Annotated in this window: 10 protein-coding genes and 1 tRNA gene; 6 read left to right on the top strand and 5 right to left on the bottom strand. The window is 60.3% G+C overall.

What is annotated here, in order from left to right:
- Positions 1 to 249 precede the first annotated feature (249 nt).
- Complete coding sequence (locus AC6I6L_RS04120; protein ID WP_497916435.1) at positions 250 to 1,968, top strand: DUF262 domain-containing protein; 1,719 nt, start codon at positions 250 to 252, stop codon at positions 1,966 to 1,968.
- A 103-nt stretch (positions 1,969 to 2,071) separates the two neighbouring features.
- On the opposite strand, the gene AC6I6L_RS04115 is transcribed toward AC6I6L_RS04120, so the two are convergent.
- The 5 genes from AC6I6L_RS04115 to AC6I6L_RS04095 all read right to left on the bottom strand — a co-directional run bounded on the left by AC6I6L_RS04115 (position 2,072) and on the right by AC6I6L_RS04095 (position 8,286).
- Positions 2,072 to 3,193, bottom strand: a complete 1,122-nt coding sequence (locus tag AC6I6L_RS04115) for a tyrosine-type recombinase/integrase (protein WP_497916434.1) — start codon at positions 3,191 to 3,193, stop codon at positions 2,072 to 2,074.
- Between the two features lie 185 nt (positions 3,194 to 3,378).
- Positions 3,379 to 3,449 (bottom strand) — tRNA-Gly (locus tag AC6I6L_RS04110).
- 135 nt (positions 3,450 to 3,584) lie between these two features.
- Complete coding sequence (locus AC6I6L_RS04105) at positions 3,585 to 4,229, bottom strand: class I SAM-dependent methyltransferase (protein WP_497916433.1); 645 nt, start codon at positions 4,227 to 4,229, stop codon at positions 3,585 to 3,587.
- Positions 4,230 to 4,324: 95 nt separating this feature from the next.
- The gene (locus AC6I6L_RS04100) at positions 4,325 to 6,409 is read right to left on the bottom strand and encodes a type II secretion system F family protein (protein WP_497916432.1); all 2,085 of its coding nucleotides are present in this window, start codon (positions 6,407 to 6,409) and stop codon (positions 4,325 to 4,327) included.
- A gap of 5 nt (positions 6,410 to 6,414) precedes the next feature.
- Positions 6,415 to 8,286, bottom strand: a complete 1,872-nt coding sequence (locus AC6I6L_RS04095; protein ID WP_497916431.1) for a type II/IV secretion system ATPase subunit — start codon at positions 8,284 to 8,286, stop codon at positions 6,415 to 6,417.
- A 176-nt stretch (positions 8,287 to 8,462) separates the two neighbouring features.
- Between AC6I6L_RS04095 and AC6I6L_RS04090 the strand changes: the two genes are divergently transcribed.
- From AC6I6L_RS04090 to AC6I6L_RS04070, 5 genes are all read left to right on the top strand, one after another.
- Complete coding sequence (locus AC6I6L_RS04090) at positions 8,463 to 8,933, top strand: DUF5793 family protein (RefSeq protein ID WP_497916430.1); 471 nt, start codon at positions 8,463 to 8,465, stop codon at positions 8,931 to 8,933.
- 125 nt (positions 8,934 to 9,058) lie between these two features.
- Positions 9,059 to 10,228 (top strand): ABC transporter ATP-binding protein, encoded by a 1,170-nt coding sequence (locus AC6I6L_RS04085; RefSeq protein WP_497916429.1) that lies wholly within the window; start codon positions 9,059 to 9,061, stop codon positions 10,226 to 10,228.
- A gap of 98 nt (positions 10,229 to 10,326) precedes the next feature.
- Positions 10,327 to 10,974, top strand: coding sequence for a DUF998 domain-containing protein (locus tag AC6I6L_RS04080; RefSeq protein WP_497916428.1), 648 nt, complete (start codon positions 10,327 to 10,329; stop codon positions 10,972 to 10,974).
- 69 nt (positions 10,975 to 11,043) lie between these two features.
- Positions 11,044 to 11,322 (top strand): UPF0058 family protein, encoded by a 279-nt coding sequence (locus tag AC6I6L_RS04075; RefSeq protein ID WP_497916427.1) that lies wholly within the window; start codon positions 11,044 to 11,046, stop codon positions 11,320 to 11,322.
- 137 nt (positions 11,323 to 11,459) lie between these two features.
- Positions 11,460 to 14,135 carry a DUF7527 domain-containing protein gene (locus tag AC6I6L_RS04070; RefSeq protein WP_497916426.1) on the top strand — a complete coding sequence of 892 codons (2,676 nt, stop codon included), beginning with the start codon at positions 11,460 to 11,462 and terminating at the stop codon, positions 14,133 to 14,135.
- Positions 14,136 to 14,142: the final 7 nt, after the last annotated feature.

The raw sequence follows: 14,142 nt of genomic DNA, 5'->3' as shown, positions 1-14,142 counted from the left end.
CAGCCCTGAACCAGCCCTGAAATCAGTGTCAGAAATACTTGAGCAGCCCTGAAAAACAGCCCTGAATCAGCCCTGAAACAGGGGAACGACTGTACACCGTACAGTGAATCCCAGAAGAGAGTCTTCAGGTCAAAATAGGGGATGCCCACTGGAGATATCTTTTCTATTAGCTTCGACTATAGTTCCTTTCGTGAGATTACAGTCTTTCCACACACCGATTTTAATTCGGGGGTTATGGTATCAAGGTGCATGGAAGGCGTACTGGGGATCTCTGCTAATGAGGATTCGATAGAGAGCGCTTTGAAAAGGAGTTACAAGTACCGTGTCCCGGATTACCAGCGACGGTACTCCTGGAAGAAGAAGCAGTGGAGAGAGTTATGGAAGGATCTGAAAGCGTTGGAAGAGAGTCAGACCCATTTTATCGGAGCGATTGTGGTTGTTGAGACCGGAGGTGGACTAAACAATCTTGACACGTTGGATGTTGTCGATGGGCAGCAACGACTCGCAACTATTTCTCTACTACTCGTAGCGATGAGGGATCGGTACAGAGAGGAAGGAGAGATCGAACATGCTAGAGCGATTACAGAGGACTATCTCTGGGCATCGGACCTCGACCAGAACGAACATCAAAATCTTACGCTCAATACGTTTGATAATGAGTGTTATCGCACCCTTCTGGTCGATGGTGTAGGCCATTCCCAGGACAGTTTGTTGAAGTCGGGTCTGCAGTTCTTCAACAGCAGAGTTAGTGAGGTGACTATTGATGAGTTGAATACGCTTCGGAAGAAGCTTTTGAGATCATTTACATTGGTTTCGATCGAGTGTAACAGCGATCACTCCGCGTTCCGTCTGTTCGAGACTTTGAACAACCGCGGGTTGGAGCTTACCGCAGACGACCTTATCAAAAACCATTTGTTCAATGTTGCCTCAAGTAATAGAGGGATAGATTATGAGTACGTGAAGGAGCAGTGGCTGCAAATTATTGAGAATATTATCCCGCTGCAGATCAAACCAAGTCATTTTTTCAGACACTACCTTATGTCCACGTCGCTCTTTGATATTGACGATTCAGTCACGGAGTACACCCTTTACAAGAAAGTCCGTGATATTGTCGACAAAAAGATTCCTCGTTCCGAGCTATCCCTCGAAGATTTCCTCCTAGATATGGCAGAGGCGTCCAGTCTCTATGCCTCCATCCACTCAGCAAATATTCAACGGTTCAACGACTCATCAAACAATCCGGTAAACAGGAAGCTTGAAGATATTCATGCAGTTGGAATGGGCCAATCAGGGACACTTCTGCTACGACTGTTCCAGGAAATGGACAACCCAAACAAAGCCTTCGAAGTTCTCCAACTGTTAGAGGTGTTCACTTTGAGACGGAAAATAACGGGATACTCCACAGGAGGACAGCTTGATAGGCTGTACGCACGTCTGTGTTCAAACGCCTTCGATCAGGACAATCCTGTGAAACAGATTAAGCAGCGGTTCCTTGAAGATATCCCGAGTGACACGGAGTTCCGAACCAGTATCAAGGAACAACGGATGACTCTCAACTCGAAAACACGTTATATGCTTAGGCGGATAGAGGCCGACCATTTCCATGGTATTGAGGTAGAAAGCGGAAAGACCGCCGAAATTGAACACATTAGTCCTCGTGCAGCGTTTTCAGCGAAGAAGTATAGTACATGGCCGGGTCACCTCGGGGTCTCAGAGGAAATCTTCGAACAGTACCGAGATAAGATCGGGAACCTCACTCTCCTTGAAAGCCGCAACAATGCGGCCTCCGGAACCAACCCGTTCCAGCAGAAGAAGAGAGAATATGCTTCTTCAGACTACAAAATGACGCAGAATATCGCCGACCAAAACAGCAACTGGTCAATCGAAAAGATACAGAAACGAACCGAATACCTCGCCGATGTCGCCACTCAGATTTGGAAAATAGAGTCAGTAAACGATCACCGGTAAGAAACTATAGCCGTTATCCCCATTTCTCAGAAGAACCAGTCTTGAAATCACGAACGACTATATTACTGTAGCCGAAAATAGGGAGCTACCCGGATCGGAGAGTTTAGTCCCAGTTGTTGACTGTTTCTTGGCGGTCGCCTACAGGTGCTTGGTCGTACCGGATAGCCATCTCATAGCTTTTCTGTCGAAGCTGTTGTTGTACTGCGGCGGGTCCTTGGTCACGGCTCATCTGTGTCCCGACTGAGTGTCGAATTGAGTACCAGGACATGTCTCTGTGTTCCACCGGAATACCTGCTTCATCACACAGTTTATCCAGTAACCGGTTGAGCGAGGAGCTTCTGTACGGGTTTCCGTACTTGGTCAGCCACAGTGCTTCCGTCTCCTGGTATTTGTCGTAGTTTTCGCGTTCGCTCACCCATTTCCGGAGGATGTTCGATGTGCGTTCGCTGAGTGCAACGTGCCAGTTATCCTTATTCTTCGTGGACTCATCCTTCGGGATTCGGAGCATCCCGTTCTCGAGATCCAACCAACTTGTTTTGGCACGTCCGACCTCTTTGGGTCTTAGTCCTGCGTCCATCGATGTGTAGACGATGGAGGGATACTTCCAGCCGTTCGCCCGTTCCCAGTCACCCCTAGTCACCTCGTTCTTCGGTTTTTCGAACCGTTGCGCCAAGTGAGCTTTCCACTTATCTCGTTCCCGTGGATCCAGGGAGTTGTAATGGGGTATGGATCCGTATTCGAGACTGCTTTGTTTGATCTTCCTCCGTTCATCCCCTGTCAGGAAGTCTCTTATCTGGTGTGTGGCTCCGCCACTGGAGAACTTGATACTCGGTTCCCAGTCGATACTTCGTCCTCTTTCATGGTTCAAGTACTTGAAAAGTGATTTGATGGCTTTCTGGACGGCGGCCTTGTGAGTCTTCGACAGCTCCTCGTACACCAGTTCCTTGCAGTAACTGTCCGCGTGATCGGTTGTGACGTGGAGTGTGTACCCGTCTTCCTGTCTCCAGATCCACCGGTAGAACTGATCGAGTTTGTAGCTTCTCTGCCGCACCGTGTCGAATGCGTACCCTTCAGCCTTCTCCGGATCCTTCCCCAGGTTGAGAAGCCACTTAAGTAGCTGTTTCCGGAAACCGGTGTAGTCCTCGAGCTGTCGCTGGTTCAAGTATTTCTCCGACTGTTCCGGAACCACAACGATTCCATCGACCTTGTCACGCTTATCCTGCATAAGCCCTCACCTCCAATTCCACGAAAACAGGGGAACCGCTGACTCTAGGTCTAGTAAGCCTGAAACTTTTTATAACCCGAGGACGGCTCCGGGGTGCGATACACCAACCCACGTTGTAAGCTTCGATTGGCATGGTCGGGTCATTGCTGGAAACCCGGAAAACCAACGAGAGAAGGCGTGTGGAGTGCGCGGACCGGGATTTGAACCCGGGCCATGAGCTTGGAAGGCTCAGGTCCTACCACTAGACCATCCGCGCGCATCTTTCCTTTCAGGCTCCACCATTAAGACACTTGCTTTTCGGAACGGGTCTCCCGTGTGGCGATTTACACGATCGGATCCCCCTCAACCTCACTCACCAACACACCCCGAACCCGACGAAAACGACAGTTCACTACGGCGCGGTCACTGTCGCGTAACAGTTCCCACTCGAAATCTCCCACTCGATCGCCTCGAGCGCGCTCGCCTCGAGATCCCGCTCGAACTCGTCGGGGGCGTAGATGTGGTAGAACCGATCGACCTGCTCGCCGCCTGGCAGCGTCCACTCGACGGTGGTGTCGAACCCCTCGGTTTCGTCGAACCGATCGTGGGCGGTCGACCACGCGCTGACGAGTGCACGGCCGCCCGGCGCGAGGACGCGCGCGAGTTCGTCGAGACTCGCCCGGCGGGCGTCGGCGGTCGGCAGGTGGTGAAGTGTCGCGACGTAGATCGCGATGTCGACGGTGTCGGCCGCGATTGGAAGCCGTGCGGCGTCGCCCTGGCAGAGCGCGACCTCGAAGCCGCGATCGATTGCCCGGTCGCGCCCCGTCTCGAGCAGCCCGCGGCTGACGTCCAGCCCGACGACGCGATCGATGCCGGCGTCGGCCAGCAACTGGGCGTGGCGGCAGTTGCCACAGCCGAGATCGAGACCGACGCGCTCGCTCCCGTCGATCACGTCCTCAACGAACGCCTCAACTTCGGGCCAGGCGTACTCGCGAGTCGAGGCGAAGTGGGTCGCGATTCGATCGTACGTGTCGCGGACGGCTGCCCGGCGGGTCATCGCGTGGGAGTCGGCGGGGACGGCCCAAAAAGCGTTCGCGATCGATCGCCACGACGGCGATCGCGACCGAGCCAGACGACGATCGCGACGATCGGTTACACGATGACCGCGAACAGGAGGAACGAGAGGCCGACGAGGACGACCGCGTGTTTCGCGCCGGCCCGGATATCGCCGGTGCTGAGCTGGCCGGCGATCAGGCCCGACAGGAGCCCCTGGATGAGCGTCGCGTGGTAGAACAGCGTCCCGTAGGCGACGCCCTCGCCGGCTGAAAGCCCGCCCAGCCCGTCGATGTCGGCTCCGGCACCGCTCGCCGCGTTGGCCGTCTCCGTCGGCAGGTTCGGCAGGAGATACGCGGCGAGGACCGTGATGATGAACAGGAAGACGAAGAAGGAGACGTAGACAACGATCATGTACTCGACCATCGCCTGGCGACGCTCGCGTTTGAGCCGGCGGTCCGCTGCGGCCTGCCGGGCGGCGATCCGGAGCACCGTCGCGAGGTTACCGCTGGCGTTCATCGCTTCGGTCAGCAGCGTGACGACCCGGCTCGTCGATCGCGTCCTGACACGACTCTCGAACCGCCCGAGCGCCTTCTGGAGGCTGGCACCCCACTGGATGTCAGCCCAGACGCGATCGAGTTCGATGCCGAGCGGGCCGAGATCCGAATCTCGGATGTAATCGATCGCCGTAATCAGCGGCATTCCAGCCTCGTTGACGCTCGCGAGGCGATCGAGCAGGTCCGGAATCGCGGCTTCGATCGCGTCGATCCGGCGACGGTGGAGTTCATAAAAGCCCGCAAACACGGCGAGGACGAGTAACAGCCCGAGGGCGACGGTGTCGTCGATCGCCGTCGCGTCGAACCCGTTCGCGCCGAACGCGGCGGGAAGTCGCCAGAGAATCGCCCCGATGGCGATCGGAACCGTGATCACGAACGTCAGTACGGGCCGATCCAGAAACGTGCGCGCGGGATCGGCAATTCGGCCGCGAACCCCTTCGAGCAGCCGATAGTATCTGAGTCGATCGACGGTTTCGGTCCGCCGCGACTGCACCTGTTGCACCTGACCGCCGTCGGTGGTGGCTACCGGCGTCTCGGGTTCCGACGGGGCGGTCGAGGACTCGCCGTCGCTCGCATCGCCCGGATTGATCGAGTCGGTGATCATGCTCAGGTAGATCACGAACGCGAGGTTGCCGAAGGGGAGGATCAGGTAGATCAGTACCTGCAGCGGTTCGAGGGTGTCACCGACGGCGATGCCGATGACGACGAGAATCGTGATCAAAAACAGCGGGCCGGCGACGAGGACCGTCACGTACGCTTCCGCGAGCGTTGCGAGCAACTCGAGCATCCGCTCTTGCTGGGATTCGGCTTCTTCCTGGTAGTCTTGGTACTGCCGTTCGAGAAACTCCGAGAGGCTGTGGCCGCTCTGGAGGACGCTGACGAGGTTCTCCGTGAACTCGCGAAACTGCGGACTCGGGCTTCGTCGTCCCATCTCCTGGACGGCCGAGATGACGTCCATACCGAACGTGTCCATGTTCCGGACCGCGACCGCGAATTCCTCGGCGGGCGCACCGTAGGTGTCGCCCTGTGCGGAGACGATGCGGATCACCTTCGGGAACTCCATCCCGCTCCGGGAGAGCGCGTAGATGAACGCGACCGTCGAGGGAAGTCCCGCTTCGATCCGCCGCGCCCGGTTGTCTCCGGCGTAGGTCGGATACCACCACCGGAGCCAGTAGGTGCCGCCGCCGGCGATCGCACCGAGGGTGAGACAGGAGACCAACAGCAGGACGAACAGTTCCCCGAGCGACAGCGCCGGCACGCCGCCGATGTTGGCGAGAAACGAGAGCGCGCTCGGCAGGGCCTCGCGCATGGTCTCGGGGTCGATCGCGAGGACGAGCAGGAGTCCCCAGATGACGTAGATGCCGAGTACCGAGCCGACGACGCCACAGACGCCGGCGTACAGCAACGTTTTCGCGCCGTACTCCCGGTAGGTCGTCGCGAAGTGGGCTGCCCGGAGGGCGGACTGCCGGTCTGGATGTTCGCTCCGGAATTCGTCCACGTACCCGCCGAAGACTTGCACGGCCGCTCGCGTGAGCACGCGATCGACGCGATCGCTCCACCTGGCGACGGCGATGGGCGAACAACACAGGAGGACGATCGCGAGCGGGAGGAAGTTCGAAAGCGCCATCGTGATCAGTCGGTTCCGAGCGTCTCGTCGGCCCGGCTGGCGGTCTCCTGGCGATCGGCTGTCGCGGCGTCTCGGTCGTCGGCTGGGGGCTGATCGCGGTCGGCCGGGGGCTGCTCCTCGTCGCCGTCGTTTCGGTCGCTGGTCCCGTCGTCTCGGCGCTCCTCGCCGTCTTCACCGAGTACGTCGAGGACGCTCGCTTTGTCCGTGTAGTACTCGTTGACCAGCGCGGTGAACCGACGGTAGTCGGAGATGCCGTTCTCTCGGAGATACCGGAGGAATCGCTCGCGGTTGTCGAGTTCTGTGAGCAACTCCTGTTGTGTCCAGCCGCGCTCGTCGCGGATGTCCTCCAGAACGTGACTGCCACTGCTCTGGAAGGCGTCGGTTTCGCTGTCCCAGGTGTAGGTCGTCGAGTAATCGAGTTCGCCCGTTCGCTGGTCGATGCCGTCGATCTCCGCGAGCACCTTGTTCCGGCGCACGCGGCCGTCGTCGAGTCGCGTGAGCGTCTGCACCGAGAGGATGTCGAGACTCTGAACCATCGATCGCGGCACGTTGATCGGGTCGTTCTCGAGGCGGTTGATGACTGTCTGGACGGAGTCGGCGTGCATCGTCGAGTAGGTCGTGTGGCCGGTGTTCATCGCCTGGAAGAGCGTCATCGCCTCCTCGCCCCGGACCTCCCCGACGACGATGTATTCGGGGCGGTGGCGCAGCGCAGACCGGAGGAGGTCGTACATCGTGACGTCTTTGCCCTCGTGGATGCGCTCGCGCGTGACCGAGGAGAGCCAGTTGTCGTGATACAACTGGAGTTCGCGGGTGTCCTCGATCGTCAACACCTTCGATCGAGGCGGGATGAACATCGAGATGGCGTTCATGCTCGTGGTCTTCCCCGACGCGGTTCCGCCGGCGAAGATGAGACTCCGGTTGTGTTCGATCGCCAGCCAGAGGTAGGCCAGTTGTTCGACGCTGAAGGTGCCGTACTCGAGCAAGTCGACGGGCGTGAAGGGTTCGTCGGCGTACTTCCGGACGGTAAACGCGGAGCCCCGCGGCGTCACTTCCTCCCCGAGGGCGAGTTCGGCTCGAGAGCCGTCGGGCAGGGTGGTCTCGACCATCGGATCTCCGATCGAGATGTGTCGGCCGGAGTGTTGGGCCAGCCGGACGACGAACCGGTCGAGTTCTTTTTTCGCGAACGAGACGTCGGTCTCGATGTCGGTGTACTCGTCGTGGTAGACGAAGATCGGAAGGTCGTACCCGTCACAGGAGATGTCCTCGACGTGGGGATCGTGCATGATCGGGTCGAGCCGCCCATACCCCCGAAAATCTCGGTGAATGTAATAAAAGAGCCGGTAGAACGTCGGCATATCGATCTCCGCGCCGTAGCGTTCGAGGTATTCGTGGATCGTCTCGCACAACAGCGTCTCGACGTCGTCGGTATCAGTTTCCCGGTACAACAACGGGTCGCGAACGTCCTCGAACAGCGTCTCGAGCAGCGCGTGCTCGTCGTCCCGGAGGGTCGGTTCGACGGTGTAATACCGATTCTGGTTCGTCTCCGGGTCGTGACGGATCGAGACGAACGAAAAGGGGGCGTTTACCCAGTAGCGATCGATTTCCTCGAACTCCGTGGGGCCGTCGAACTCCAGTAGCGGCCCGTGGGCGGACGGGTCGTAGCTGGTGAGCTGAATGGTCGATCCCTGAAGCACGTCGATGACGCGTCGGATCGTTTCTCGCGCCTGATCGAGCGTCGACGCGATCCGGCCTCGTGGACCGGCGATTGCACTCCCAGCGGCCCGGTCGTCGTTTGCAGACGTGTCCGGCGGCCGAACGGTGGACTCACCGCTCGATCGAGCACTCTCGTTCGTCCCTGACGATGATTGGTCGGACATCTATCATTCACGTTGCCAGCGGGCCAGCGTAACCGAACGCGAAACGGTACGACCGTATTTCGTAATCCCATCCAGATAAATCAGATGGCCGGTCCACCTGCCGAACGCCGATCCCGGCGGTTCAGTTCGTCGTGCGTTACGTTCATACCGTGTGAGTGCTAACCGACGGATACGGAATGAGGCGCGAGCACTTCACATTGGACGTCAGTAATGTCGACTGGGTTGAGACCGACGGGGATCCACGAAAGCCCTCGGTAGCGATCGATTTCACCGGCCCGGCGACAGAGCTTCGCGAGCGCCTCACTGGTCCCGACGGGGACGTTCTCGACGCCAGCGAGACCGACACCGCGCTTCGTTTGCAGGAACCACTCGGGAACGACGCGGCGGGAGTAGTGAGCGTGACCAACCGCATCACCGGGGAGTACGTCCTCGAACTCAACGAGGACGCACAGGACGTGCTCCGATTCATCCGGGCCGCCCGCGGCTACGGCGAGGACGCCTCGGAAGACGAGGGACGGTACGATGTCGAGATCACGCTCGACGGAGAGCCGTTCGTCACATTCGACAAGCGGATGTTTCTGGTCTACGACGACGACGGAAACCTGCTTCGACAGCACAGTCTGATCCCGAGCGGCGTCGAACTCTAGGGTGCCAGATCGGCCACGACCCGCTTCGTCCGTCCTCTCGTCTCGCTGGAATCGACCGGCAGTTATAAGTTATTTAGGGCCGCCTAAACCGAATGAGCGCCGGCAGCGGTACCCGGGGAACGACAATGTCGAACGGACAACTACACACGACGATGGCTGACGAACCGTTTCGAGAACCGACGACCCCGTCCACGGCGGACGACGTGGTGCTCGAACTCGACGGCGTTGCCAAGCGCTACGGGAGTGAATCGGTCATCTCTGACCTGTCGATGTCCGTTCACGACGGCGAAATCCTCACCCTGCTCGGCCCCTCCGGCTGTGGGAAGACGACGACCCTGCGGCTAATCGCCGGACTTGAGAAACCGAACGGCGGCCACATTCACCTCCGGGACGACTCCGTGGCCGGAAACGGACGGTTCGTCCCGCCAGAAGACCGAGGCGTCGGCGTCGTCTTTCAGGAGTTCGCGCTCTTTCCCCACCTCACCGCACGGGAAAACGTCGCGTTCGGACTGCAGGAGTGGAGCGAGACCGACCGCCAGGCCCGCGTCGAGGACCTCCTCGAAATGGTCGGCCTCGCCAGCCACGGCGACAGCTATCCGGACGAACTTTCCGGCGGCCAACAACAGCGAATCGCTCTCGCCCGATCGCTCGCCCCCGAACCCGAGATGTTGTTGCTCGACGAACCGTTCTCGAACCTGGACGTCGATCTGCGCGTCGAGATGCGCGAGGAGGTCCGTCGCATCATCAAGGAGGCGGGCGTCACAGCCATCTCGGTCACGCACGACCAGGAGGAGGCGCTCTCGATCTCCGATCGGGTTGCGGTCATGAACGACGGACAGATCGAGCAGCTCGACACACCCGAACGGGTATTTCAACAGCCCGAATCCCGGTTCGTGGCCGGGTTTCTCGGCCACGCGAGCTTTCTCTCGGGAGCGGTCCAGGGCGATCACGTCGACACCGCCCTCGGGCGCGTTCTTCGTGACAGCGTCAACGGACTGGCCCACCAGTACGACGGGACCGACATCGACCTGCTGGTTCGCCCCGACGACGTAACCGCCTTCCCTGCCGACACCGAGGCCGAGGCCGACGGGACCGTCGTCTATCGGCGCTATCTCGGACCGACCGTCCTCTACCGGGTCGAACTCGATTCCGGCGAGACGATCGAGTGCATGCACAATCACTCCGATCGGATCGACCTCGACGAACGGGTCCGTGTCCGCGTCACGGCAGACCACGAACTCGCGTGGTTCCCCGCCGGACAACGGAGCAGGGCATCACAGGTCGCGGCGGACTAACTGCGAGCAGTCGGCGCGTCCCGATCACAACGGTGTCTCGACCAGTTATCGAACCTGAATGAGTACGTTCTTGTCCAGTCATCGAGCAGCCTACGGTAATGGCTGTGCAGGACTGGAATCGAATCGCCGCACGGTGCGGGGTCGCGGCACCGATCGTCGCGCTCGGCTCGCTCGTACTCGCGACGATCGTCGCGTCCCCCGAGACGTTTACCTGGCACGGCCGGGCGCTCTCCGATATGGGTCGCTACGGTACGGAGACGTTCTGGCTGTTCAACGGGGGGTTGATCCTCGGCGGTGCACTCGGCGTGCCGTTTGCGTGGCACCTCTGGAGTGAGAGTCGACACGTTGTGGAACGAGTCGGCGTCGTGTTGGTGGTGCTCACCGTCGCTGGGATGACCGGTGTCGGCGTCTTTTTCATCGAGCACACGGCGTTCTACCTGAGTCGGGACCTCCATTTCTCGGCCGCGCTGGTGTTTTTCGGACTGGCACCGTTCGCACAGTGGCTGTACGGGTCGGGACAGATACTCGCGGGCGATCGCATGCTGGGACTCGTCTCGATCTGGCTCGGCCTCGTTCATCCACTGGCCTGGCTCGCGTGGCTCCTCTTTCGCGTCGAGAGCGACGACCTGTGGGCCTGGTTTGCCGTCCCCGAGTTCGTCGCCGCTCTCGCGTTCGGCGTCTGGATCCTCGTCGTCGCCGTCGATCGATCGCTGGTGGTCGAATTCGGTGTGATATCGTCTCGTTGAGCGCGCTCAGTTGGTATTGCGATCGATCGCCACACAACGCTTAAACCAGAACCGTCCGTACACGCGTTCATGCATAAAGACGAACTTCTCGAACTCCACGAAGAACTCGTCATCATCATGGAGTACTTTTCGGACCGCGAGGAGGTCGATGCCGCGCTGTTCGATCCGTACCGGGAACTCGACGTGGACCCGTCTCACGTCCACAAGTCCAAAAGCGAGCACAAACACGCCGTCTTCGTCCTCGGGAACGCGCTGGCGAAGGCGATGAGCGAAGACGAGTTCTCGAGTGCCGGCCGAATCGGCAAGCGGATGAAAGAACTCGCTGACGACGCCGAGTCGAAGATCTAGCGAAGGCCGAATTTAGCGCGCCAAATCCGGCGAGAGCCGGAAACGGTTCCGCGAACTGAAATTTTCTCGAACAGGAACACAAGACGAACCGGAAATCTAGGCGAAACGTATTTGGTGCGGTTCCCGCTTGTTGGCGTATGGACTCGCGCACGCAAGAGCGCGTCGAACGATGGGATTCTCGCCCGTTCAGTGGCGGATTCGACGGCCTTTCGGATCTCGCCACGTCGGACTTTTCGGGTGCCGTGACCGCGGCCGGCACCTGGCTGTTCATGTTGAACGGCCGCGTCGTCGGCGTTTTCGACGGTGACATCGAGAGCTTCGAAAACGCGTCAGGAACCCGTTACGACGCCCCGCACCCGTCGCTTCCGCTGCTCTGTTCGATGGAAGAACGCGGCGGCGAGACGAGAGCGAACTACTACACGAACGACACGCCCCTTCGGGACGTCGACAGCACCCTTCAGAACGGCTCGTTTACCGGCTACATCGAACTGAGCGAGAACGTCCTCTCCGGGGACTACTACGCCGTCTACTACGGTGGCCGCCGGATGGCTGCCGCCTACATCGGCAGCGCCGAACGGCTGCTCACCGGCGAGGAAGCCTTCGATCGGGCCGCCGACGAAGTCGGAATCTACGAGGTGACCGACGTCGACGTCGAGGTGACCGACGTGCCGGGGACTGATGACGACGCCGGAGCGGCGTCGGACCTCGGCGCGACAGCGACAGGGCAATCCGCAGACGACAGTGGGACCGAGTCGGCAACGACAGACGATCGACCGGCGGCCGCTGACGTATCATCCCAGGCGCGCGAGACGACACAGGCCGACGATCCGAGTCCCGAGACCGATCCGACCGCGAACGAGGAGGCATCCTCGTCGATCGAATCGATCGATCTCACCGGGCAATCGGAGACAGAACCGGCAACCGCATCGGACGACGGCTCCGCGGAGTCGCCGCTGACATCGGAGATCGATCTCACGAACGAGGCGACCGGAATCACGGCGGGCGACGAGAGCGAGACGGAGCCGACATCGGCGGGAATTACGGATGTGGGACTCAAGTCGGCGTCCGACGAACCCGTGGACGCGGAGTCGGAAGCGGGGACGACTGCCGACACGGCACCTGGGTCTACGGCGGAGACGAACACGGACCCGGAACCCACCCCCGCGGACACTACGGGCGAGGAACGATCCTTCACTTCGGAGGGGGCAGTCGAAGACGCCGGTACCGAGACGGCCGAGGCGGCGGATATGGAGAGCAAGACGGGGACCGATGCGACCGCGATCGAGGCGACCGACTCGGTGGATGAATCGACGACCAGATCCGAATCGGCGTCGAGTACGGAGACCGACGCGTCCGGAGAGCGACAGTCCGCCGCGGACGAGGACGACGCGCCGAACCCGGACCTCGCGGAGGTGGAGGCGGCAGCCGAGGAACTCGATCGAAACGAAATTACCTGGGTCGAAGACGAGACCGACACGGCTTCCGACGCCGAGACCGACGCGGACGACGACGCTCCGACTGCGGACGACGATCTCGAGGAGCGATTCCAGCAGGAAGAACAGTGGCGAGAGGCCCGAAGCATTCCTTCGATCGACCCGGATAACACCGAGACGCCGGATCGATCGTCGACCACCGACGCCTCCTCGGCGGCCGCTGCCGGCTCGGACGCGACTGAGGCCGACGACATCGAAAACGGTGCTGAGCGGCGATCGAGAGGGACAAGCGAGTCGAGGGTATCCTCCAGCCCGTCCGAGCGCGGATCGACCCAGACGGCGGGCAACGGCTCCACAGGGCGTCGCTCCCAGACCCTCGCACAAATTCGATCGAAGGCGCGCGAGCGCATCGAAGAGCTAACCGATCGCATCGAGACGCTCGAAGAGCAACGCGATGCGCTCCGGAATCACGCCGCGGAGCTCGAAACCGAACGCGACGAGCTTCGGTCGAACGCGCAGGATCTCACCGCGACGATCGAGCAACAACAGAATCGGATCGACGAACTCGAATCCCAACTCGAACGGGCACGCGAAGCGGCCGCCGCGGCCGAGGCCGAAGCTGACGCGGCGGACGCGACTAGTGTCGATGCCGAGACCGAACTCCAGCCTCGACGGGCACTTTCCGAGACGAACCTGTTCGTCAGGTACGGCTCGAAGAGCCAGCCCACGCTCGAAACCGCCCACGCCGGTGACGCCGATCGAGAGGAGGTCGCCGGCAACCTGCGACTCGAACACCACACGCAGTTCGACGCGTCGGATGTCGTCGTCAGCGGGTCGCCGTACGAAGCGTTCCTGGAGTCGACCATGGCCTACCGGTTTATCCACTGGCTCACCGAACGCCTCCTCTACGAGATTCGAGACACCGGCCACGCGAACGGGCTTGGTGACCTTTACGACGCGATTCCCCGGATCGATCGGGCCGAACTCGAGGCGTCGATCTCGCTCGCGGACGACGAGACCGAGGACGTTCCCGAGCAGGTCACGTTCGACGTGGTCGCCTACGACAAGATGGGCAATCCGCTGATCCTCGCGAACTTGAACGACTCCCGAAGCCCGGCGACGGAGGGAATGCTTTCGGAGATGGAGGAGGCAGCCTCCGCGGTAAAAGCGAACTATCCCGACCTCGCGGCGGCGATCGTCGTCACCTCGAGTTACTTCGAGCCCGGCGCTCTCGAGGTTGCAGAACAGGCGACGAGCAGCGGATTCCTTAGTCGCGGCTCGAAGCTGAGTTACGTGAATCTCTCACGGAAAGTCGGATATCATCTCTGTCTGGTGGAATCCCGTTCAGAAGGGTTCCACATGAACGTTCCCGAGCTGTAAGCGGTAG

The organism is Halosolutus sp. DAT137 (genome assembly GCF_059736405.1).
The sequence above is the reverse complement of the archived record's forward strand: the minus strand, read 5'-3'. Positions and strand labels throughout refer to the sequence as shown.